General features: G+C 66.6%; 7 protein-coding genes. 1 reads left to right on the top strand and 6 read right to left on the bottom strand.

Annotation, left to right across the window (positions count from 1 at the left end; translation table 11 throughout):
- Positions 1-378: 378 nt before the first annotated feature.
- Positions 379-2,172, top strand: coding sequence for an asparagine synthetase B family protein (locus ACICHK_RS41820; protein ID WP_406841550.1), 1,794 nt, complete (start codon positions 379-381; stop codon positions 2,170-2,172).
- Between the two features lie 597 nt (positions 2,173-2,769).
- Here ACICHK_RS41820 and ACICHK_RS41815 read toward each other — a convergent pair.
- From ACICHK_RS41815 to ACICHK_RS41790, 6 genes are all read right to left on the bottom strand, one after another.
- Entirely contained in the window at positions 2,770-3,210 is a 441-nt protein-coding gene (locus ACICHK_RS41815) for a transposase (RefSeq protein WP_406841908.1), read from the bottom strand.
- A gap of 646 nt (positions 3,211-3,856) precedes the next feature.
- Complete coding sequence (locus tag ACICHK_RS41810) at positions 3,857-4,810, bottom strand: transposase family protein (protein WP_406841907.1); 954 nt, start codon at positions 4,808-4,810, stop codon at positions 3,857-3,859.
- A gap of 416 nt (positions 4,811-5,226) precedes the next feature.
- Positions 5,227-22,461: a non-ribosomal peptide synthase/polyketide synthase gene (locus ACICHK_RS41805; protein ID WP_406841549.1), complete on the bottom strand. Its 17,235-nt coding sequence runs from the start codon at positions 22,459-22,461 to the stop codon at positions 5,227-5,229.
- A gap of 178 nt (positions 22,462-22,639) precedes the next feature.
- Entirely contained in the window at positions 22,640-23,905 is a 1,266-nt protein-coding gene (locus tag ACICHK_RS41800; RefSeq protein WP_406841548.1) for an MFS transporter, read from the bottom strand.
- Between the two features lie 78 nt (positions 23,906-23,983).
- A complete protein-coding gene (locus ACICHK_RS41795; RefSeq protein WP_406841547.1) occupies positions 23,984-24,709 on the bottom strand; it encodes a thioesterase II family protein in 726 nt (241 codons plus the stop codon).
- Positions 24,710-24,780: 71 nt separating this feature from the next.
- A complete protein-coding gene (locus ACICHK_RS41790; RefSeq protein WP_406841546.1) occupies positions 24,781-24,987 on the bottom strand; it encodes an MbtH family protein in 207 nt (68 codons plus the stop codon).
- Between the last annotated feature and the right edge of the window lie 13 nt (positions 24,988-25,000).

Below are 25,000 nucleotides of genomic sequence, written 5' to 3'. Positions count from 1 at the left end.
CGTCAAGCCTGTGAAGCGCATCTTTGCGCAGACCACCTCAGGCACCAACGGCGATGTGTCAAAGTAGGGAGACGGCGATCTCCAGGCGCAGCCGCTGGCCCTGGCGTAGATGAGGTTCGCGAACATGCCGATCGAATTCCCTTTCAGGCAGCCATTCCATATCGCGCCGCTCGGGTGGAGTGCACACCCTAAGCGCCTACCGGCGTTCTTTCCCCGCATTGACAGACTCGGGGCTCTCGGAGATGATCTGCGCTGCCCGGCGGGAATGGGCAGCGAGGATGAAACTCGCCCCCGGCACGTGCATTCCCACATCGGCTGTGCAGTCGTCCGACGGCCGTGTTGTCGTCCGGCCACCACCTATGAAAACCGTGAGGAATAATGTCTGGATTGCTGGGCTGGTTCGACCCCGATCTCGACGTACGGCGCGAAGGCCAGACCGCTATGGCGCTGATGATGGACGCCTCCTCCCGAGGGGAGGGGGAAGCGGCCACCTGGGCGGGGCCAGAGCTGGTTCTCGGACTGACCGGCTCTGCCCTGTGCGGGCCTGCTATCACGGAGCGAGCCGGACAAGCGATCGTCGCAGTGTGCGACGGGTACGTCGTGGGCGCTGACACCACGGTCAAGCCTCCCGTCCCTCCCGGCGGAGTGTGCGCGCAGTCCGCCGCCGTGCTAAACGCGTACCTGAGTGGCGGGCTGGCGGCCGTGACACGACTGGACGGCGTGTTTGCCTTCGTCCTCTGGGACGGGCGCACCAGAGAACTCCTGCTTGGCCGCGACCGGTTGGGCATCAAACCCCTCAGCTGGACCGAAGTCGCTGATGGCGTGGTATTCGCGTCCGAAGTGGCGGCGCTGGCTGCACACCCGCGCCTTGAGGCGGAACTGGACGCCGACGGCCTGTGCGCGCTCCTCACCCAACTGCGAACCCCAGGGCATGGAGTACTGCGCGGGGTGCGCGAGGTCCTGCCCGGAACTGTGGTGATCTGTTCAGCCGGCCGCAGAGAGACCCGCTCCTACTGGTCGCTCCGCGCGGCGCCGCACGAGCTCGATCTCCCCACCACCGTCGGCCGTGTCAGGGAAATACTGGAGGACGCCGTCGCGCGGGACCTGCGCGACATCCCGCCCGCCGTCCTGCTCTCCGGTGGCCTCGACTCCAGCGTCCTGACGGGTCTGGTGGCACGCAGTCCTGGCGGCCCCGCTCCGCGCACGTTCACCGTCGTGTTCGGCAAGACAGCCATCGCCGTCCCGGACCGGCCGTACGCTCAGGAGGTGGCGGAGTTCTGGAAGTGCGACCACGAGGAGATCGTCCTGCGGGCCGAGGAACTGACGACGCCGACCGCCCGGGCGTTGTCCCTGGCAGCCAAGGACTATCCCACCCCGTTCGGGGACAAGAACATCACCCCGTACCTGTTCAGCCGCCGGATCGCAGAGGGCACGCCCACGGTGCTCAGCGGTGAGGGTGCCGACGCCATGTTCGGTGGCCTGGGCGGACACATCGACGAGAGTCGTGTCCTTACCTCGTTCCCGTGGATCGAACGGGCTCGGAAGTTCGGCTTGCCGCACGGGCTGGGCACTGGCCTCTTCCGGCAGGACGTTCTCGGCCGCCTGGACGTCACCGGGCACACCGACCGGATGTTTCGCGAGGCCCTCACGGAGGTTCCCTCGCTGCCGGGCGACACTCCGGTCGACCGCCTGGCGCGGCAAGTGGATTACCTGACCACGACCCGCCTGCTGGAGCAGACGGTCCTACACTCCGAGCGTCTAGGCGCCGCCGCAGGTCTCCATGTGCGGTTTCCGTTTGCAGACCACCGGCTTTACGCGTTCTTGTACAACGTGCCAGCTCGGATGAAGTCGTTCGACGGCCGGGAGAAGAGTCTGCTTCGTGCGATTGCCGATGATCTGGTGCCCTCGTCCGTCCTGACTCGGTCCAAAGTGCCGTACCCCATCACGTACGACAAGACGTACAAGGCGGCGCTGGTCATCCGGCTCAGGGACCTCCTCGACGACCGTTCGGCTCCCGTGTTGCCGCTCCTGGACCGGTCCAGGGCCGCCGCGTACATCGAGGACCCCAAGTTGCTAGACCGGGGCGGCTGGTTGGGGCGCGCTGATGTCGAACAGGTCCTGCAACTCGACGCCTGGCTGAGGCGTCTGCGGGTCCGTATGGTCGGGTTCTGACGGAGGCGAACACCCCGCAGCGGCGGGTGGGCTGACCAAATCTGGCGCACCCTTGTCCGCAAGATGCCTCCTGGTCCAGATCAGTCCGGAGCCGGGGCGACACCTGCTCGAGTTTCGATGAGATTCGGCCAGAGTCAGCGATGCGCCGTCCACCTCAGGTGCCGAGCGGGCGACAATCGAGCCCGTCTCGGGTCCTCTTGGTGTCGGCCGTCCTGGGACACGTCGAGGTTCGCGGGCTACCCGAATTAGCGGCCCGATGGGAGGGCTGGGCATCAGCGTCGTCGGGGAGCTTTAGGTCCTCGTTCAGTGCGCGGCACAGTGCGTGGGCGAGAGGACCGTCAGCAGTCATGCTTGTTCAGCGCGGCGGTCGAAACCGTAGAAGGAGCGGGGCTGTCTGTGTCCTGTCCGTGGATCAAGGCGGACAAATAGGCGTGAATGGCGAAGATCCCTTCCCTTCCATCCCTTTAGCTGGCGTTCGAACTCGTGAATAAGAATGATCGTCTCAGCACTCGGCTATGCGTTCCGTGCCGGAATCCCATGTCCGGCCACGCGGGCCCATCTCCGCAAGGAGTTACTGACCTTGAATACGTGATGTCGTCATGGTGGCTGGTGCCGGAGGCCGGTGCTGGTGAGGCAGCCGCCGAGGACGTCGTGGCGGTATTGGAGCTGGTGTAAGCCGCGCCGGACGGCGGTGATCAGGTCTTCGGGGTCGTTGAACGTACGGTTGGCCGTGGTCGTGCGTCGCAGGATTGACCAGATGCCCTCGACCGGGTTGAGGTCGTGTGCGTAGGGCGGCAGTTGGTAGACGGTGAGCCAGTCGCGGTCGGCGATGTAGCGGCGCATGCCAGCGGTGAGGTGGGTGTTGAGGCCGTCCCAGACCGGCACGGTCCAGCCGCCGGGCTGCCGGCGCGCGGTCTGGATCAGGTTGTGGTGGTCCTTCCAGGAGAAGCTTTTGCGTCCGTCGGGCCGGGCTTCCGGGCAGGGCCGGTAGATCAGCCGGGATCGCTCGCCGGTCTTGTAGCAGGCCAGGGCTGCCACTGACAAGCGGCGGCGCGAGCGGCCAAAGATGGGTCCTGGTCCGCCGCAGCATCAGCAGGCCCGACGAGATCGCCTCCTGCCTCGCCTGCGCCCCACTGGATGCAACCGTCACCCATCTGGCCCGCGTCGACGGCTGCCGCTGGAAGATCGAGGAGTGCTTCCAGAGCGCGAAGAACGAGTGCGGCCTGGACCGCTATGAGATCCGCCGCTACGTGGGCTGGCACCGCCACATCACACTCGCCATGTTCGGCCACGCCTTCCTTGCGGTGATGGCCGTGCAAGAGCGTGAAAAAAGGGGAAAGGGGGTGTCGAGGTCGGCACGCCCGACCTTGTGGACCTCACATCAGCCGAAATCCGTCGTCTGCCGGCAGCTCGGCTTCGCCACCGTCCTGCATGTCGCGACCACGTGCTGAACTGGTCACGATGGCGCCGTCGCCGCTCGGCAGGTTCCCAACGTAGTCACTACATGCGACGGACATGCGTTGGTGGGACGACCTGTCCAAGACCGCCCCACGCATGCCCCACCCCCGCTAAAATCCCCACCGCCAGGCCGTTGACCAGCAGAAATACAGAAGTTCGGCTGGAGCGCTAACGAGCTCGTGCACGACAAGCGGTGAGACGTCGAGAACCTCGGTGGGGCCTGTGTTCACTTCTGCCGTGTCGGGTTCAGGTCCGCGGTCTGCTGGTGGGACAGCAGGCCGGCGATGGCTTGGACGGTGTCGCTCATGTGCTCATGGCGGCCCAGGTGCCGGGCCAGGGCCCGCCAGTTCTTCAGATGGGCGATGCCGTGCTCGACCCAGATGCGGCGTGAGGAGTGCGCCTTGCGCCGGCGCTCGTATATCTCCTCGTACCAGTCCGGGGCGTTCTTCTTGAACTTCCGGTGCGGTGGTGTCACCACCCGGCCACCGGTGTGAGCGCCCAGACCCTGATAGCCGGCACCGGCAAGAATCTCGACCGCGGGTCCCTCCGCCAGAAGCTTGACCAGCCCTAACTGCCGGGCGTGGGTGATGTCCGCGCAGCTTGCGGGACGAGCCGGGCTGCACCACAGCAGGCGGCCTGTACTGTCCGTGACCACCATGGACTTGACGGCGTTCGGCTTGTTCTTGTCGGAGATGAATTTGTTGCGGTCCTTGCGCCCTGCGGCAGGGCGTCGGACCCGGATCTCGGTGCCGTCGATGATGCCGGTCGTCCCGCTCGAGCCGAGGTGGTCGACGACCTCGGCCAGGGTCCGCAGCCGCACGTCTGAGCTGACCGTGCAGCCTCGTTCGGCGAGCAGAGGCCGCACCTCGTTGACAGCTCGGGTGATCGTTGAACGTTCCACGCCGAACCAGCAGGCCAGCACGTCATGGGTGGCTCCATGGCGAAGATGGCCAAGGGTGGCCAGCAAGCGATCAACGAACACCAGACGGTGTTTCGGCCCGCCGCCCACGGCCCGCTTCCGCGGCCGAGAGGCCAGCCTGGCCTGATGACGCTCATGCCACAACGGGCCTATCTCAGCGACGAGTTCAGCAATCACATCACCCGTCAGGCCCGTAATCCGACGGTTGCCGATGATCACTGCACGAGCCCTGTTCTCCGCCACCTGACCATGATCAACCATCACGGGCTCGACGTCCCACCGCTTGTCGTGCACGAGCTCGTTAGGCGCTTTCGTTTGGATCATCATGCGGACCAGAAGAAGATGCCGGCGACGTGGAGTCTGGCCGGGCAGATGGTGGCGGTCTTCTCGTAGCGGTTGGGGATGCCTTGCCATTGCTTGAGCCGGTTGATGCAACATTCTACGGTTTTGCGCTGCTTATGAGTTTCGCGGTCGAAGGCCGGTGGTCTGCCGCCTCGGCTGCCGCGTTGATGCTGGTGGCCACGTTGGTCAATCGATCCGCTCTGGGTTGGGGCTGTTCGGGAACAGCCCCAACCCGGAGGGATTCATTGCAGGGTTTTCGTGTGTCCCGTGCAATGGATCCGCTCGCCTGCCTGAACATGCGAGCCAGCCAGACAACCGGAGCGTCGGCAGACGTACTACTGGATTTCCTCCCACGCCGCTTCGAATTCGGCGAGTTCGTCGCTGTCCAGTTCGAGCAGCGGCTCTTCCAGCACCGACGCCTTCTCGTTCCCGGCCTTCAGGTCCCGTATCACCTCTGCCACCGCGGCAAGGTTCGCCACGGTCTTGTGTGTGAACACATCCCGGGGAGTGAGTACCAGGCCCGCCTTGCGGGCCCGGGACACCAGCTGGATCGAGACGATGGAGTCGCCGCCGAGGTCGAAGAAGCTGTCGTCGATACCGACCGATTCCAGCCGCAGGACCTCCGTGAACAGACCCGCCAGCACCTCCTCACGCGGGGTGCGCGGGGCCCGGCTGGTGGCCGAACCACCGAAATCGGGTGCGGGCAGGGCCCTGCGGTCCAGCTTCCCGTTCGGCGTCAACGGCAGCTCTTCCACCATCACGAACGCCGCCGGGACCATGTAATCCGGCAGATCGGCGACCAGATGATCACGCAGCACCGCGGGATCGGGAGCATCTCCCTCACCCACCGGCATCACATAGGCCACCAGCCGCTTCACACCCGGCTGATCCTCACGAACCACCACAGCAGCCTGGCGGACCGACTCGTGCCGGGAAAGTACGGCCTCGATCTCCCCCAGCTCGATCCGGAAACCACGGAGTTTGACCTGTTCGTCGGCGCGGCCGACGTATTCCAGTTGTCCGTCGGCGGTCCATCGCGCGAGGTCGCCGGTGCGGTACATCCGCTCACCGGTGGTGCTGTAGGGGTTGGCGATGAAGCGCTCCGCGGTCAGAGCGGCACGGTTGAGATAACCACGAGCGAGCTGGACACCCGCGACGTACACCTCGCCCGCCACGCCGACCGGTACTGGCTGCAGTGCGGCATCGAGCACGTAGGCCTGGGTGTTCCACACCGGACGGCCGATCGGCACGGTCGCTTCGCCCTGGCACTGTGCGTTCCAATGGCCGTAGGTCACCTGGATGGTCGCCTCAGTGGGTCCGTACAGATTGATCAGGGGCAAGTCCCACGCCTGGGCAACCTGGGTTGCCAGGGGTGCGGGAAGAGCCTCTCCGCCGGCCAGGACGAGCCGGAGCCCACCGGGCTTCTGCTCCATCGGGAGCGTCGCCAGGATCGAGGGCACGAGCTGGGCGGCCGTGACGCCATGGTCCACGATGTGAGCCACCAACTGCTGCGGGTCGCGTATCTCCTCCACGGTCGCGATGGACATTGCCGCACCGCTGACCAGCGGCAGCCATACCTCGCAGCCGGCAGCATCGAAGCTGACCGACGTCCGGCTGAGGACGAAGTCACCCCTACTCATTTCGGTGGCCTCACGAAGACACAGCAGTTGGTTCACCACACCTTCGTGCACGGCCACCACGCCCTTGGGCCGGCCGGTGGAACCAGAGGTGTAGATCACGTAGGCCGGATGAGCCGATCGCAGCGGCCTGACCAGATCATTTCCGGTCAGGTTCGTCGACTTCTGCCCGTCCAGCGCGTCGGTGACAGTGGTGCTGTCCAGAAGGACACGACTCAGCCCTGCGGGCAGAGCGCTCTGCACCGCCTCCGATGTGACGGCCAGCACCGGCTGTGCATCGCTGAGCATGTAGGCGATGCGCTCGGCCGGGTACTCGGGGTCGACGGGCAGATACGTCCCGCCGGCCTTGAGCACCGCCAGCAAAGTGATCACAAGCTCCGTGGACCGCTCCAGGGCCACTGCCACCAGCGACTCCGCACCCACCCCACGGCCGACCAGATACCGTGCCAGCTGGTTGGCGCGTGTGTTGAGTTCGGCGTAGGTGAGTTCTTCCGTGCCGAAGACCACGGCCGGTGCGTCCGGGGTCAGTGTCACCTGTGTCTCGAACAGCGCCGGCAGCGTCGCCGCAGAGACCGAATATCCGGTGTCGTTCCAGTCGGTCAGGATCAGGGTCCGTTCGTTGTGGGAGAGGGTGTCGATCCTGCCGACGGGTGTGTTCATGTCGGTGACGACGGCCTCCAGCATTCGCTGCAGGCCCTCGGCCCACCGCGCGATGTCCTCCTCGCCGAACAGATCCGGCTGGTAGCTCAGTTCCATCCTCAGCCGTTCTCCGGGAAGTGCGGCAAGGCTGATTGGGTAGTGGGTGGCGTCCTGGCCCTGGACTGCGGCGACGGTCAGCCTCTCGTCGGGCAGTCCCAGGGTGTTGGGGTCGAGGGGGTAGTTCTCGAAGACGGTGGTGGTGTCGAAGAGTTCGCCGAGTCCGGTGAGGCGTTGGATGTCGGCGAGCTGGAGGTGCTGGTGGGCCATGAGGGTGGACTGCTGGTCCTGGATGTGGGCCAGGAGGTGGCCGATGGGTTCGGCGGGGTTGATGCGGACGCGGAGGGGGACGGTGTTGATGAAGAGTCCGACCATGTTCTCGACGCCGGGCAGTTCGGCGGGGCGGCCGGAGACGGTGGTGCCGAAGACCACGTCCTGGCGGCCGGTCATGCGTCCGAGGACGATGGCCCAGGCGCCCTGGATCAGTGTGTTGACCGTCAGTCCCAGGCCGCGTGCGGTGGTGGTGAGGGCTTGGGTGAATTCGGTGGACAGTTCGGTGGTGTGGCGTTCGGGGAGCACGGGTGTGCGGTGTGTGTCGGATCCGGCGACCAGGGTGGGTTCTTCCAGGCCGGCCAGGACTTCGCGCCAGGCGGATTCCGCGGCCTGGCGGTCCTGTCCGGCGACCCAGGTCAGGTAGTTCTTGAACGGAACGACGGCGGGCAGTGTGCCGTCGGTGGCATCGGCGTAGAGGGCGAACAGGTCGCTCATCACGATCGGCACGGACCAGCCGTCGAGCAGGATGTGGTGGTTGGTGAACACGAACACGTGCTGGTCCTGGGCGATGCGGACCAGGGTGAAGCGGATCAGCGGCGGGTCGGTCATCTCGAACCGGCGGATTCGGTCCTCTTCCAGCAGCCGGCCCAGTTCCTCCTCCCGCGCCTGCTGGTCGAGAGTGGTCAGGTCCACCTCTTCCCAGGGCAGGACCATCTTGCCGGGCACGACCTGGACCGCTTCGCCGGAGGCCGTCTGGACGAATGCGGCCCGCAGGTTCGGGTGCCGCACCAGCAGAGCCTGCGCAGCACCCGCAGCAGGTCGGTCTGCAGCGGACCGTTGAGGTGCACGGTCAGCTGCGCGTTGTAGACATCGATGCTGTCGTTGTTGTTGCCGTCGTTGTCGTAGAGGGCGTGGAAGTGCAGGCCCTGCTGGAGCGGGGACAGCGGCAGGATGTCGGAAAGATCGGGGAAGACTCTCTCGAGTTCGTCGATTCCGTTCTGGTCGATGTCGACCAGGGCCAGGTCGCAGGGTGTGTCCGCCGGCGCCGGGTGTCGTGGCGTGTGCGGCCAGGGCCCGCAGTGCCTGGAACCAGTTTTCGGCGAGATCCCGGACGTCCTGCTCCTGGAGAAGGTCGCCGGCCCAGGACCAGTCGACGACCAGCCGGGGGCCGTCCGCGTGGTCTTCGGTGAGCGCGTTGACCTCGATGGTGTGGGCGAGCGGCAGCTGCGGGTCGGCGCCCGATCCCAGAGCACCGGCCTCGGCCGCGGTCTGCCAGTCGACTGCCCGTGCCGCGGAGTCGACCGCAGCGAAACGGCCCAGGTAGTTGAACCCGATCTGTGCCTCCGGCAGCCCGGCCAGCTCCGCAGCGGTGTCCGGATTCAGATGACGCAGGAGTCCGTAGCCGATGCCGTGATCAGGCAGAGCGTGCAGCTGTTCCTTCACCGCCTTCAGCGCACGCCCGAGATCGATATCCCTCCAGCCCGCGAACCCGCTGCGTGGGGAGCGGGGCGTCGCTCGTTCGGCCCAGTCGGCCGGGCGGCCCGGACCTCCCGCGGGGTCGAGTCGCACGGGGAAGGCGCTGGTGAACCATCCCACTGTGCGGGAAAGGTCCACGCCGGGGATGATCTCTTCGCGGCCGTGGCCCTCGAGGTCGATGAGGACGGTGGATCCTGTGTCGAGGCCGCGGTGCTTGCGCCAGTTTGCGACGGCGAGTGCCAGTCCTGTCAGCAGCACGTCGTTGATGCCGGCGTGGAACAGCGAGGGCAGCACGGTCAGCAGCGGCTCGGTGACATCGGCGGGCAGACTCAGTGACAGGGACGATGCGGTGGCGAGGGTGTCCCGGGCCGGATCCAGGCCACGTTCGGTCAGCAGCGGGTCGTCCTGCTGCAGCATCTCCTTCCACAGATCCAGTTCCGCCACCCGCGAGGGCTCGAGTGCTTCCTGGGCCAGACGTGCCGACCAGGTGCGGAACGACGTCGGCACCGCATCCAGATCGATGTTCGCGCCCTGGGCCGCGGCCCGCCAGGCGCTTTCCAGGTCCGGGAGCAGGACACGCCAGGACACACCGTCGACCACCAGGTGATGAACCATCAGCAGCAGTCGGCCGGAGTCCTGCGCACCCGCGTCGAACCAGACGACCTGCACCATCACACCCGCGGCCGGCGCCAGCCGGCCCTGCGCCGCGGCCGTTTGTTCCTCGATCGTCTCTTGCAGTTCCCGTGCGTCCAGACCCTCGACATCCACCCGGGTGACACAGCCCGTGGCCGGCACCGAGCCCGGGACAGGAATCTCGAACGTCCACGCACCCGACTTAGCGTCCGTGGTCAGGTGCATGCGCAGGGCGTCATGCCGGTCCAGCAGTGCCTGGACCGCGGCCGCCAGCGGCTTTGCTCCCAGGCCAGCCGGGACCTGGAGCAGCATCGACTGGCTGAAGCCGTCCACCGGTCCGTTGCGCTCACGCAGCCACTCCATGATCGGAGTGGGGATCACAGCACCCACCCCGGCGCCCGCGGCCTCGCTGACCGCGGCCGACTCATCACGCACCACCGCGGCAAGGTTCGCCACGGTCTTGTGCGTGAACACATCCCGGGGAGTGAGTACCAGGCCCGCCTTGCGGGCCCGGGACACCAGCTGGATCGAGACGATGGAGTCGCCGCCGAGGTCGAAGAAGCTGTCGTCGATACCGACCGATTCCAGCCGCAGGACCTCCGTGAACAGACCCGCCAGCACCTCCTCACGCGGGGTGCGCGGGGCCCGGCTGGTGGCCGAACCACCGAAATCGGGTGCGGGCAGGGCCCTGCGGTCCAGCTTCCCGTTCGGCGTCAACGGCAGCTCTTCCACCATCACGAACGCCGCCGGGACCATGTAATCCGGCAGATCGGCGACCAGATGATCACGCAGCACCGCGGGATCGGGAGCATCTCCCTCACCCACCGGCATCACATAGGCCACCAGCCGCTTCACACCCGGCTGATCCTCACGAACCACCACAGCAGCCTGGCGGACCGACTCGTGCCGGGAAAGTACGGCCTCGATCTCCCCCAGCTCGATCCGGAAACCACGGAGTTTGACCTGTTCGTCGGCGCGGCCGACGTATTCCAGTTGTCCGTCGGCGGTCCATCGCGCGAGGTCGCCGGTGCGGTACATCCGCTCACCGTTGGTGCTGTAGGGGTTGGCGATGAAGCGCTCCGCGGTCAGAGCGGCACGGTTGAGATAACCACGAGCCAGACCCGCACCCGCGATATACAACTCACCCGCCACACCCACCGGCACCGGCTGCAACCCCGCATCCAGTACGTAAACCCGCATGCCGTCCAGCGGACGGCCGATGGGGATCACGTCCGGCACGTCCTGCAGGGAACGCAGGGGGTGACTCGTCGCGAAGGTCGTGGTCTCCGTCGGACCGTATCCGTCGGTGACGACGGTTGCGGGGCAGGACTCCAGCACACGCCGGACCGTCGCGGCCGGCACCACATCACCGCCTGTCCACACTTCGCGCACACTCGCAAAGCACGCCGGGGACTCCTCCACCAGCAGGCGGAACAACCCGGACGTCACCCACAACGCGGTGACGTTTTGGCCGGTGATCTGCTGCTCAAGGGTACGAGTGTCCAGCTCGCCCGGCGGGGCCACCACCACCGTTCCGCCGGACAGCAGCGGCACCCACATCTCATACGTCGACGCATCAAAGGCGTGCGGTGAGTGCATCAACACCCGCTCATGCGCGCCCGACGCCCACCGGCGGTCCCTCGCCAGAGCGAGCACATCACCCTGCGTGATCGCCACGCCCTTCGGAACACCCGTCGAGCCCGACGTGTACATCACATACGCCAGCTGCTCCGCGCACCCGGCGACACCCGGATCGTCCCAGACCTCCGCACCCGAAGCCAGATCATCGACCACAACCACACGGGCATCGTGCCCGAACACCATCCCCAGCGAGGCACGGTCCGTCAACAGCACCGACGCCCCCGTGTCCGCCATCACCGCCTCCAGCCGGCCCACCGGCGAACGCCCGTCCAGCGGCACATACGCCCCACCGGCCTTCACCACGGCCAGCACCGAGACCACCAGATCGACCGACCGCTCCTGCAGCACAGCCACCCGGTCCTCGGCAGTCACTCCCATGCCCATCAGCACATGCGCCAACCGGTTCGCCCGCGCGTTCAACTCCGCATAGGTGAACTCTCCCTCACCGGACACCACCGCCGACGCATCCGGCGTCCGAAGCACCTGCGCCTCGAACTCCCGCGCCAAAGCCGAACCCGAAGCCACCACTCCCGTATCGATCCAGTCGGTCAGGATCAGGGTCCGTTCGTTGTGGGAGAGGGTGTCGATCCTGCCGACGGGTGTGTTCATGTCGGTGACGACGGCCTCCAGCATTCGCTGCAGGCCCTCGGCCCACCGCGCGATGTCCTCCTCGCCGAACAGATCCGGCTGGTAGCTCAGTTCCATCCTCAGCCGTTCTCCGGGAAGTGCGGCAAGGCTGATTGGGTAGTGGGTGGCGTCCTGGCCCTGGACTGCGGCGACGGTCAGCCTCTCGTCGGGCAGTCCCAGGGTGTTGGGGTCGAGGGGGTAGTTCTCGAAGACGGTGGTGGTGTCGAAGAGTTCGCCGAGTCCGGTGAGGCGTTGGATGTCGGCGAGCTGGAGGTGCTGGTGGGCCATGAGGGTGGACTGCTGGTCCTGGATGTGGGCCAGGAGGTGGCCGATGGGTTCGGCGGGGTTGATGCGGACGCGGAGGGGGACGGTGTTGATGAAGAGTCCGACCATGTTCTCGACGCCGGGCAGTTCGGCGGGGCGGCCGGAGACGGTGGTGCCGAAGACCACGTCCTGGCGGCCGGTCATGCGTCCGAGGACGATGGCCCAGGCGCCCTGGATCAGTGTGTTGACCGTCAGTCCCAGGCCGCGTGCGGTGGTGGTGAGGGCTTGGGTGAATTCGGTGGACAGTTCGGTGGTGTGGCGTTCGGGGAGCACGGGTGTGCGGTGTGTGTCGGATCCGGCGACCAGGGTGGGTTCTTCCAGGCCGGCCAGGACTTCGCGCCAGGCGGATTCCGCGGCCTGGCGGTCCTGTCCGGCGACCCAGGTCAGGTAGTTCTTGAACGGAACGACGGCGGGCAGTGTGCCGTCGGTGGCATCGGCGTAGAGGGCGAACAGGTCGCTCATCACGATCGGCACGGACCAGCCGTCGAGCAGGATGTGGTGGTTGGTGAACACGAACACGTGCTGGTCCTGGGCGATGCGGACCAGGGTGAAGCGGATCAGCGGCGGGTCGGTCATCTCGAACCGGCGGATTCGGTCCTCTTCCAGCAGCCGGCCCAGTTCCTCCTCCCGCGCCTGCTGGTCGAGAGTGGTCAGGTCCACCTCTTCCCAGGGCAGGACCATCTTGCCGGGCACGACCTGGACCGCTTCGCCGGAGGCCGTCTGGACGAATGCGGCCCGCAGGTTCGGGTGCCGCACCAGCAGAGCCTGCGCAGCACCCCGCAGCAGGTCGGTCTGCAGCGGACCGTTGAGGTGCACGGTCAGCTGCGCGTTGTAGACATCGATGCTGTCGTTGTTGTTGCCGTCGTTGTCGTAGAGGGCGTGGAAGTGCAGGCCCTGCTGGAGCGGGGACAGCGGCAGGATGTCGGAAAGATCGGGGAAGACTCTCTCGAGTTCGTCGATTCCGTTCTGGTCGATGTCGACCAGGGCCAGGTCGCAGGGGGTGTGTCCGCCGGCGCCGGGTGTCGTGGCGTGTGCGGCCAGGGCCCGCAGTGCCTGGAACCAGTTTTCGGCGAGATCCCGGACGTCCTGCTCCTGGAGAAGGTCGCCGGCCCAGGACCAGTCGACGACCAGCCGGGGGCCGTCCGCGTGGTCTTCGGTGAGCGCGTTGACCTCGATGGTGTGGGCGAGCGGCAGCTGCGGGTCGGCGCCCGATCCCAGAGCACCGGCCTCGGCCGCGGTCTGCCAGTCGACTGCCCGTGCCGCGGAGTCGACCGCAGCGAAACGGCCCAGGTAGTTGAACCCGATCTGTGCCTCCGGCAGCCCGGCCAGCTCCGCAGCGGTGTCCGGATTCAGATGACGCAGGAGTCCGTAGCCGATGCCGTGATCAGGCAGAGCGTGCAGCTGTTCCTTCACCGCCTTCAGCGCACGCCCGAGATCGATATCCCTCCAGCCCGCGAACCCGCTGCGTGGGGAGCGGGGCGTCGCTCGTTCGGCCCAGTCGGCCGGGCGGCCCGGACCTCCCGCGGGGTCGAGTCGCACGGGGAAGGCGCTGGTGAACCATCCCACTGTGCGGGAAAGGTCCACGCCGGGGATGATCTCTTCGCGGCCGTGGCCCTCGAGGTCGATGAGGACGGTGGATCCTGTGTCGAGGCCGCGGTGCTTGCGCCAGTTTGCGACGGCGAGTGCCAGTCCTGTCAGCAGCACGTCGTTGATGCCGGCGTGGAACAGCGAGGGCAGCACGGTCAGCAGCGGCTCGGTGACATCGGCGGGCAGACTCAGTGACAGGGACGATGCGGTGGCGAGGGTGTCCCGGGCCGGATCCAGGCCACGTTCGGTCAGCAGCGGGTCGTCCTGCTGCAGCATCTCCTTCCACAGATCCAGTTCCGCCACCCGCGAGGGCTCGAGTGCTTCCTGGGCCAGACGTGCCGACCAGGTGCGGAACGACGTCGGCACCGCATCCAGATCGATGTTCGCGCCCTGGGCCGCGGCCCGCCAGGCGCTTTCCAGGTCCGGGAGCAGGACACGCCAGGACACACCGTCGACCACCAGGTGATGAACCATCAGCAGCAGTCGGCCGGAGTCCTGCGCACCCGCGTCGAACCAGACGACCTGCACCATCACACCCGCGGCCGGCGCCAGCCGGCCCTGCGCCGCGGCCGTTTGTTCCTCGATCGTCTCTTGCAGTTCCCGTGCGTCCAGACCCTCGACATCCACCCGGGTGACACAGCCCGTGGCCGGCACCGAGCCCGGGACAGGAATCTCGAACGTCCACGCACCCGACTTAGCGTCCGTGGTCAGGTGCATGCGCAGGGCGTCATGCCGGTCCAGCAGTGCCTGGACCGCGGCCGCCAGCGGCTTTGCTCCCAGGCCAGCCGGGACCTGGAGCAGCATCGACTGGCTGAAGCCGTCCACCGGTCCGTTGCGCTCACGCAGCCACTCCATGATCGGAGTGGGGATCACAGCACCCACCCCGGCGCCCGCGGCCTCGCTGACCGCGGCCGACTCATCACGCACCACCGCGGCAAGGTTCGCCACGGTCTTGTGCGTGAACACATCCCGGGGAGTGAGTACCAGGCCCGCCTTGCGGGCCCGGGACACCAGCTGGATCGAGACGATGGAGTCGCCGCCGAGGTCGAAGAAGCTGTCGTCGATACCGACCGATTCCAGCCGCAGGACCTCCGTGAACAGACCCGCCAGCACCTCCTCACGCGGGGTGCGCGGGGCCCGGCTGGTGGCCGAACCACCGAAATCGGGTGCGGGCAGGGCCCTGCGGTCCAGCTTCCCGTTCGGCGTCAACGGCAGCTCTTCCACCATCACGAACGCCGCCGGGACCATGTAATCCGGCAGATCGGCGACCAGATGATCACGCAGCACCGCGGGATCGGGAGCATCTCCCTCACCCACCGGCATCACATAGGCCACCAGCCGCTTCACACCCGGCTGATCCTCACGAACCACCACAGCAGCCTGCGCCACACCATCACAACGAGCGAGAACAGACTCGATCTCCCCCAACTCGATCCGGAAACCACGGATCTTCACCTGCTCATCGACCCGGCCGACAAACACCAACTCACCGTCCGCGGTCCACCGCACCAGGTCACCGGACCGATACATCCGCTCACCCGCACCACCGAACGGACTCGCCACAAACCGCTCCGCGGTCAGAGCGGCACGGTTGAGATAACCACGAGCCAGACCCGCACCCGCGATATACAACTCACCCGCCACACCCACCGGCACCGGCTGCAACCCCGCATCCAACACATATACCTGGACGTTGTCGATCGGACGGCCGATCGGGGGCGTCTGCCCGTGAGACGGCGGCAGACAGCGCATCAACGTAGCTGTCACCGTGGTCTCGGTGGGACCATAGGCGTTCCAGAATTCCCTTTCGGCTGTGGCCCATTCGTCGACGAGGCTTCCCGCCGGCGCCTCACCACCCACGGACACCAGTCGCAGCGCGGGGAGCTTTTCGGGACGGAGTAGCGGCATCAGCGCAGGAGGCAGGTCCGCCACTGTCACTGCTTTTTCTATGAGGAGTTCCTGCAGCGCATCGGCGTTCAGGCGCTCTTCACTTGAGGCCAGCACAAGCATGCCGCCGCTGACCAGGGTGGAGAAGATTTCAAGGATGGACACGTCGAAGGTGAAAGCAGCGAAGGCGAGTACTCGCGCCCGCTCGTCGATGCCGTACGCCGACGCGTTAGTGAGGATGAACTGGGCGACGGCCTGCTGCTCGATCACCACGCCCTTGGGCCGACCGGTGGAACCGGAGGTGTAGATCACGTAGGCCGGGTGCCCAGGCAGGAACGGACGGATCCGGTCCGCGTTCGTTGGATTGAGCTCCGAGAACTGCTCCGACCGGGCACGAACTTCCTGACTGTCCAGTGCCATGGCCGTCACGGTCTTCGGGAGACGCTCCAGGAACCGTTCAGTGGTCAGCGCGAGGACCGGCCGTGCGTCGGTGAGCATGTAGGAAATGCGCTCGGCCGGGTACTCGGGGTCGACGGGCAGGTAGACGGCACCCGCCTTGAGTACCGCGATGATGGCGACAACAGCTTCCGTGGAGCGGGGCATGGCCAGGGCCACGATCTGGTCGGGGCCGACTCCTTGGTCGATAAGCAGGTGTGCCAGCTGGTTGGCGCGCGTGTTCAGTTCGGCGTAGGTGAGTTCTTCCGTGCCGAAGACCACGGCCGGTGCGTCCGGGGTCAGCGCCACCTGTGTCTCGAACAGCGCCGGCAGCGTCGCCCGGGGGACGGGGTGCGACCCGGTGTCGATCCAGTCGCCCAGGATCAGGGTCCGTTCGTTGTGGGAGAGGGTGTCGATCCTGCCGACGGGTGTGTTCATGTCGGTGACGACGGCCTCCAGCATTCGCTGCAGGCCCTCTACCCACCGTGCGATGTCTTCCTCGCCGAACAGATCCGGCCGGTATTCCAGGATCACCTTCAGCCGTTCTCCGGGGAATGCGGCAAGGCTGATCGGGTAGTGGGTGGCGTCCCGGCCCTCCACGCTCGTGATGTTCAGGCCCCCGGCCAGCCTCAGAGCCTCGGAGTTGACGGGGTAGTTCTCGAAGACGGTGGTGGTGTCGAAGAGTTCGCCGAGTCCGGTGAGGCGTTGGATGTCGGCGAGCTGGAGGTGCTGGTGGGCCATGAGGGTGGACTGCTGGTCCTGGATGTGGGCCAGGAGGTGGCCGATGGGTTCGGCGGGGTTGATGCGGACGCGGAGGGGGACGGTGTTGATGAAGAGTCCGACCATGTTCTCGACGCCGGGCAGTTCGGCGGGGCGGCCGGAGACGGTGGTGCCGAAGACCACGTCCTGGCGGCCGGTCATGCGTCCGAGGACGATGGCCCAGGCGCCCTGGATCAGTGTGTTGACCGTCAGTCCCAGGCCGCGTGCGGTGGTGGTGAGGGCTTGGGTGAATTCGGTGGACAGTTCGGTGGTGTGGCGTTCGGGGAGCACGGGTGTGCGGTGTGTGTCGGATCCGGCGACCAGGGTGGGTTCTTCCAGGCCGGCCAGGACTTCGCGCCAGGCGGATTCCGCGGCCTGGCGGTCCTGTCCGGCGACCCAGGTCAGGTAGTTCTTGAACGGAACGACGGCGGGCAGTGTGCCGTCGGTGGCATCGGCGTAGAGGGCGAACAGGTCGCTCATCACGATCGGCACGGACCAGCCGTCGAGCAGGATGTGGTGGTTGGTGAACACGAACACGTGCTGGTCCTGGGCGATGCGGACCAGGGTGAAGCGGATCAGCGGCGGGTCGGTCATCTCGAACCGGCGGATTCGGTCCTCTTCCAGCAGCCGGCCCAGTTCCTCCTCCCGCGCCTGCTGGTCGAGAGTGGTCAGGTCCACCTCTTCCCAGGGCAGGACCATCTTGCCGGGCACGACCTGGACCGCTTCGCCGGAGGCCGTCTGGACGAATGCGGCCCGCAGGTTCGGGTGCCGCACCAGCAGAGCCTGCGCAGCATCTCGCAATCGGCTGACCAGGAGGGGGCCTTCGATCACAAAGCTGATCTGGAAGTTATAGACGTCAAGACTGCTGTCGCTGTCTCTGTCGTTGTTGTTGCCGTCGTTGTCGTAGAGGGCGTGGAAGTGCAGGCCCTGCTGGAGCGGGGACAGCGGCAGGATGTCGGAAAGATCGGGGAAGACTCTCTCGAGTTCGTCGATTCCGTTCTGGTCGATGTCGACCAGGGCCAGGTCGCAGGGGGTGTGTCCGCCGGCGCCGGGTGTCGTGGCGTGTGCGGCCAGGGCCCGCAGTGCCTGGAACCAGTTTTCGGCGAGATCCCGGACGTCCTGCTCCTGGAGAAGGTCGCCGGCCCAGGACCAGTCGACGACCAGCCGGGGGCCGTCCGCGTGGTCTTCGGTGAGCGCGTTGACCTCGATGGTGTGGGCGAGCGGCAGCTGCGGGTCGGCGCCCGATCCCAGAGCACCGGCCTCGGCCGCGGTCTGCCAGTCGACTGCCCGTGCCGCGGAGTCGACCGCAGCGAAACGGCCCAGGTAGTTGAACCCGATCTGTGCCTCCGGCAGCCCGGCCAGCTCCGCAGCGGTGTCCGGATTCAGATGACGCAGGAGTCCGTAGCCGATGCCGTGATCAGGCAGAGCGTGCAGCTGTTCCTTCACCGCCTTCAGCGCACGCCCGAACAGAACGTCTGCGGGATCCACATCCGTCCAGCCTGCGAACCCGGGGTCGAGTCGCACGGGGAAGGCGCTGGTGAACCATCCCACTGTGCGGGAAAGGTCCACGCCGGGGATGATCTCTTCGCGGCCGTGGCCCTCGAGGTCGATGAGGACGGTGGATCCTGTGTCGAGGCCGCGGTGCTTGCGCCAGTTTGCGACGGCGAGTGCCAGTCCTGTCAGCAGCACGTCGTTGATGCCGGCGTGGAACAGCGAGGGCAGCACGGTCAGCAGCGGCTCGGTGACATCGGCGGGCAGACTCAGTGACAGGGACGATGCGGTGGCGAGGGTGTCCCGGGCCGGATCCAGGCCACGTTCGGTCAGCAGCGGGTCGTCCTGCTGCAGCATCTCCTTCCACAGATCCAGTTCCGCCACCCGCGAGGGCTCGAGTGCTTCCTGGGCCAGACGTGCCGACCAGGTGCGGAACGACGTCGGCACCGCATCCAGATCGATGTTCGCGCCCTGGGCCGCGGCCCGCCAGGCGCTTTCCAGGTCCGGGAGCAGGACACGCCAGGACACACCGTCGACCACCAGGTGATGAACCATCAGCAGCAGTCGGCCGGAGTCCTGCGCACCCGCGTCGAACCAGACGACCTGCACCATCACACCCGCGGCCGGCGCCAGCCGGCCCTGCGCCGCGGCCGTTTGTTCCTCGATCGTCTCTTGCAGTTCCCGTGCGTCCAGACCCTCGACATCCACCCGGGTGACACAGCCCGTGGCCGGCACCGAGCCCGGGACAGGAATCTCGAACGTCCACGCACCCGACTTAGCGTCCGTGGTCAGGTGCATGCGCAGGGCGTCATGCCGGTCCAGCAGTGCCTGGACCGCGGCCGCCAGCGGCTTTGCTCCCAGGCCAGCCGGGACCTGGAGCAGCATCGACTGGCTGAAGCCGTCCACCGGTCCGTTGCGCTCACGCAGCCACTCCATGATCGGAGTGGGGATCACAGCACCCACCCCGGCGCCCGCGGCCTCGCTGACCGCGGCCGACTCATCACGCACCACCGCGGCAAGATTGGCCACGGTCTTGTGCGTGAACACATCCCGGGGAGTGAGTACCAGGCCCGCCTTGCGGGCCCGGGACACCAGCTGGATCGAGACGATGGAGTCGCCGCCGAGGTCGAAGAAGCTGTCGTCGATACCGACCGATTCCAGCCGCAGGACCTCCGTGAACAGACCCGCCAGCACCTCCTCACGCGGGGTGCGCGGGGCCCGGCTGGTGGCCGAACCACCGAAATCGGGTGCGGGCAGGGCCCTGCGGTCCAGCTTCCCGTTCGGCGTCAACGGCAGCTCTTCCACCATCACGAACGCCGCCGGGACCATGTAATCCGGCAGATCGGCGACCAGATGATCACGCAGCACCGCGGGATCGGGAGCATCTCCCTCACCCACCGGCATCACATAGGCCACCAGCCGCTTCACACCCGGCTGATCCTCACGAACCACCACAGCAGCCTGCGCCACACCATCACAACGAGCGAGAACAGACTCGATCTCCCCCAACTCGATCCGGAAACCACGGATCTTCACCTGCTCATCGACCCGGCCGACAAACACCAACTCACCGTCCGCGGTCCACCGCACCAGGTCACCGGACCGATACATCCGCTCACCCGCACCACCGAACGGACTCGCCACAAACCGCTCCGCGGTCAGAGCGGCACGGTTGAGATAACCACGAGCCAGACCCGCACCCGCGATATACAACTCACCCGCCACACCCACCGGCACCGGCTGCAACCCCGCATCCAGTACGTAAACCCGCATGCCGTCCAGCGGACGGCCGATGGGGATCACGTCCGGCACGTCCTGCAGGGAACGCAGGGGGTGACTCGTCGCGAAGGTTGTGGTCTCCGTCGGACCGTATCCGTCGGTGACGACGGTTGCGGGGCAGGACTCCAGCACACGCCGGACCGTCGCGGCCGGCACCACATCACCGCCTGTCCACACTTCGCGCACACTCGCAAAGCACGCCGGGGACTCCTCCACCAGCAGGCGGAACAACCCGGACGTCACCCACAACGCGGTGACGTTTTGGCCGGTGATCTGCTGCTCGAGGGTACGAGTGTCCAGCTCGCCCGGCGGGGCCACCACCACCGTTCCGCCGGACAGCAGCGGCACCCACATCTCATACGTCGACGCGTCAAAGGCGTGCGGTGAGTGCATCAACACCCGCTCATGCGCGCCCGACGCCCACCGGCGGTCCCTCGCCAGAGCGAGCACATCACCCTGCGTGATCGCCACGCCCTTCGGAACACCCGTCGAGCCCGACGTGTACATCACATACGCCAGCTGCTCCGCGCACCCGGCGACACCCGGATCGTCCCAGACCTCCGCACCCGAAGCCAGATCATCGACCACAACCACACGGGCATCGTGCCCGAACACCATCCCCAGCGAGGCACGGTCCGTCAACAGCACCGACGCCCCCGTGTCCGCCATCACCGCCTCCAGCCGGCCCACCGGCGAACGCCCGTCCAGCGGCACATACGCCCCACCGGCCTTCACCACGGCCAGCACCGAGACCACCAGATCGACCGACCGCTCCTGCAGCACAGCCACCCGGTCCTCGGCAGTCACTCCCATGCCCATCAGCACATGCGCCAACCGGTTCGCCCGCGCGTTCAACTCCGCATAGGTGAACTCTCCCTCACCGGACACCACCGCCGACGCATCCGGCGTCCGAAGCACCTGCGCCTCGAACTCCCGCGCCAAAGTCGAATCCGGAGCCACCACTCCCGTATCGATCCAGTCGCCCAGAATCCGATCACGCTCTCCCGGTGCGAGCATGTCGATCCGGCCCACGGGTACGTCCATGCCTGCAGCGGCGAACTCTTCCAGGAAGCGAACGAAACGCTCCTGGTGGGCGGCGGCCTCGGCCTCGGTGAAGTGACTCAAATTGACGTCGAAGTCGATTCCCAGGCCGCTTCCGTTGGACCGCTCGTACACGGCGATCGCCAGCTCGTCCACTGGGCCGTTCGAGAGGTTGTGCGCGGTGACAGGATGCCCGCCGAACTGGAGGTCGTAGTCGAACGCCATGATGTTGATCGATGCCCCGAAGAGCTTCCTGCCGTCATCGATCATCTGAAGGTCGCGGCGGATGTCTTCGTAGCGGTAGCGCTGGTGGCGCAGCAGCTGCCGGATCTCCTGTGAGGTCTGGCGTATGAGGTCGGCCGAGCTCATTTCCGGACTGATCCGCAGCCGCAGCGGCAGATGGTTGGAGGTCATGCCCGGAATGCTCTTCAGAGATGAGGGCCGTGCCGTCACGGCCATGCCCACTGTCAGGTCCTGCATTCCTGTCATGCGCTGCAGGTAGACGGCGGTTGCGGCGGTCACGAGCGCGGACCAGCTGGTCCTGACCTGACGTGCGGTCTTCCGCAGGGCGTCCAGAGTGTCCTGCGGAAGGGTGGCCGAGCAGCGCGCACGCCCCGAGTCGGTCGTGCCATCGGCTCGAACGGCCAGGCTGGCAACGTCCGGGAGGTCGGCGAGCCGCTCCAGCCAGAACTTGCGGTCACGCGTGAACTGCTCGGATGCCCGGTAGGCCGCGTCCTCCTCGAGCAGCGTCTGCAGAGGTCCGATAGACGTCTCGGGGCACGGCGTGCCGTCGGTCAGGCTGTTGTACAGCTCGGCCACTCGACGGATGATCATGGCATCGCTGTACCCGTCCATCACGATGTGGTGGTAGCGGAGGTAAAGGAAGTAACGGTTTTCTGAAAGCTTGAACAGGAGAAAAAGCCTCAGGTCGTCATGCAGTATGTCTATGGGGGTCGACATATTTGCCTGCATCCATATTCGGGCAGTCGCTGCCGGATCCGTCTCACCGCTGAGATCAAGGAACTGCAGCGGGTTCTCAACCTCCGCAACCAGTTCCTGCTGCGGTCCCGCTCCGGGCGTCTCGACCAGTCGGACACGCAGCGTCTCGGCGTCCATCAAGGTCGTTCGGACCGCGGATTCAAGCGCACCGACGTCCATCGGTCCGTTGATTTCGAGGTACTCACCGATGCTGTACGCCACACCGGAGGTGTCGAGTTGGTGGGCAAACCAGACACCGGTCTGAGCAGCGGAGAGAGGCCAGGTGATGTTGTCTCGACTGGACATCTGCATCGTCTTTCCTTGGTTCGCGAGGTAAGAGGATCGGTGCGTGCGGCAGGCACTTCGGCGTGCCGTCTGTCCCGCACCGGGGAAATTCGCAAAGCGACTCGGGGCTTGCCGATGCCTGGTGGTCGCGTTGGAGAAAGGAGGGTGTTCTTCAGGAATTTGGCTGCTGGAAGGCGGCTTACATGCCCGAGGGGACCTGCACGGTGCGAGCGGCGCTCGGTGCGCCGCTGCGGAGCAGCGGAACGGCGAGCACGCCGAGGCCCGCGATCGTGATCACTCCCGCTGCCAGCAGTGGAGTCCGCAGGGTGGTGGCGGCTGCTGTCACACCGGCCAGCGCGCTTCCGACCGGCATGAGCCCCCAGGCGACCATGCGGTACACGCCGGAGACCCGGCCCATCGCTCCGGCAGGCGTCAAGCGTTGCCGGCGGGTGGAACTGAGTACGTTCCACAGCCCGACACCGAGTCCCGACACGACAATGCCGACGATCAGCACCGGGATGAAGGGGTAGAGGCCGAGCAGGATGAAGCTGGTGCCGATCAGCCCCATCCCGGAGACCAGCACCGGCCCGTCGCTCACCCGTGCGGCAAGGCGAGGAGCGATCCAGGTGCCTGTCAGGCAGGCCGCACCGGAGACCATGACTAGAAGGCCGATGGTGTGGGAGGTCAGCTTGAGCTCACTGACCGCGTAGAGAGGGAGGAGGGTGTTGAAGACCGAGCTTGCGATGCTGCAGATCATCGACATGGACAGCAGGGTGCGCAGTCCGCGGTGGCCGAAGAGCATACGAGCACTGTCGGCGATGCCGGAGACCAGCTGAACGCCGTCGCTGGCCTGAACCGTAAACGCTGGGAGGGTCGCGGCGAACAAGGCGGCCAGAGAGAACGCCACCGACACCACGGTGAAAACCCACGCCGGTCCTATGGCGAACACGACACCGGCTGCCATCGGACCGATGAGAGTCAACGCGATTGTGCTGGACGCGTAGAAGCGGGAGTTGGCCGCTTCGAGTTCGTCCGGGCCTGCGAGGTGCACCATCATGACCTGCGAGGCCGGATCGCCGAAGGTCTCCGCCGTGGTCAGCAGGAAGGCGAAAACGCAGAGTAGAGCCACCGAGCTCATGCCCGCCGTGACCAGCGCCGCCAGCAACGCGGAGGTGCCTGCCCGGAACGCGTGGGAGGCGATGAGTACGGTTCGCGGCGGTAGCCGGTCGACGAGGGCCCCTGCCGGCAACGCGCTCAACAGCCACGGGAGCGCTTCCGAAGCGGCCACTGCGGCAGCGGCGAGGGGGCTGCGGCTCTCCACGGCGACGTAGAGCGGGAGAGCGAGCAGTCTGATCCCGTCACCGCACAGAGAGAGCATCCATGAGTACGCGAGCCGGCGAAAGTTCGGGGTACGTATGCCGACTCGCAGCACAGCTTGGCTTGTGACAGTCGATGGCTTGGACATGGATCTCCCTATGCGGCGCGGTACGGCGCCAATGGGCTCCAGGCACTCGAGGAGACTTCGAGTGCCCGGAGCCCGGTACTAGTTCAGAATTCCGGAGCAGATTTCGCTGATCAGGCCGGCTGGGTTCGACAGGAGGTAGAAGTGGTCGCCCGGAAAGATGCGAGTACTGAATCCGCCCGCGGTGGCCTCCTGCCAGGACGACAAGTTGGTCGGCGCGCAGCCGGGGTCCGTGTCACCACCGCAGGCGGTGATCGGTGTCCTCAGCGGTGCACGGTGCTTCGGACGGTAGACGGCGAGTGCCCGTAGATCGGCGCGGAGCGATGGCAGGAGCAGTTCGCGCAGTTCGGGCACCTCGTACGCCGCGGAGACCGCGGCGTCCTGACCTTGAGCCCAGGCGATGAGGGCTTCGTCGTCGTCAACGTCGGACAGGTCGTCGTCCTGCGGTAGCAGAGTGCCGCCTGCGCCACTGTCCGGTGCGGACCTCCCGGAGACGAAGAGCCGTACCAGTGCCTCGCCGTACCGGTCCTCCAGCTGCCGGGCCACCTCATGGGCGACGGCCGCACCCATGCTGTGTCCGAACAGCGCCAGCGGCCGGTCGAGGAAAGTCACCAGTTCTCCGGCGATCTGGTCAGCGAGTTCCTCGATGCTCTCGATGACGGGATCACCGAGCCGCTCCTGCCGACCGGGGTACTGGACGGCGAGCAACTCGACGTTTGGCCCCAGTTGTTGGGACCAGCCGTGGAACGTACTTGCCGCCCCTCCCGCGTGCGGGAAACAGACCAGCCGGACGGCCGGATCGTCCACGGGGTACCGGCGAAACCACGGAGAGTGGTCCAGAAGGGCCGCCAGTTGTACATGCGGAAAGCCGGTCGTCGTCATCCCATGCTCTCAATGAGGCTCTTGGGACGAAGGTCTGTCCAGTTGGCCTCGACGTAGTCCAGGCAGGACTGCTTCGTGTCGGCTGGGTGGGCCACCGACCAACCCGCCGGGACCTCGGCGAAAGCCGGCCACAGGGAGTGCTGGTTCTCGTCGTTGACAAGAACCAGGAAGGAGCCGTCGGTGTTGTCGAAGGGGTTGCTCATAATGCTTCCTTTG

Source organism: Streptomyces sp. AHU1, from assembly GCF_045343905.1.
GTDB lineage: Bacteria > Actinomycetota > Actinomycetes > Streptomycetales > Streptomycetaceae > Streptomyces > Streptomyces triticiradicis.
This window is presented reverse-complemented; position numbering and strand designations above follow the sequence as displayed.

What these genes read in the sequence shown, in the direction of transcription:
- ACICHK_RS41820 (WP_406841550.1), top strand. Translation starts at nt 379, where the DNA reads ATGTCTGGATTGCTGGGCTGGTTCGACCCCGATCTCGACGTACGGCGC.
- ACICHK_RS41810 (WP_406841907.1), bottom strand. Translation starts at nt 4,810, where the DNA reads ATGGTTGATCATGGTCAGGTGGCGGAGAACAGGGCTCGTGCAGTGATC.
- ACICHK_RS41805 (WP_406841549.1), bottom strand. Translation starts at nt 22,461, where the DNA reads ATGTCCAGTCGAGACAACATCACCTGGCCTCTCTCCGCTGCTCAGACC.
- ACICHK_RS41800 (WP_406841548.1), bottom strand. Translation starts at nt 23,905, where the DNA reads ATGTCCAAGCCATCGACTGTCACAAGCCAAGCTGTGCTGCGAGTCGGC.
- ACICHK_RS41790 (WP_406841546.1), bottom strand. Translation starts at nt 24,987, where the DNA reads ATGAGCAACCCCTTCGACAACACCGACGGCTCCTTCCTGGTTCTTGTC.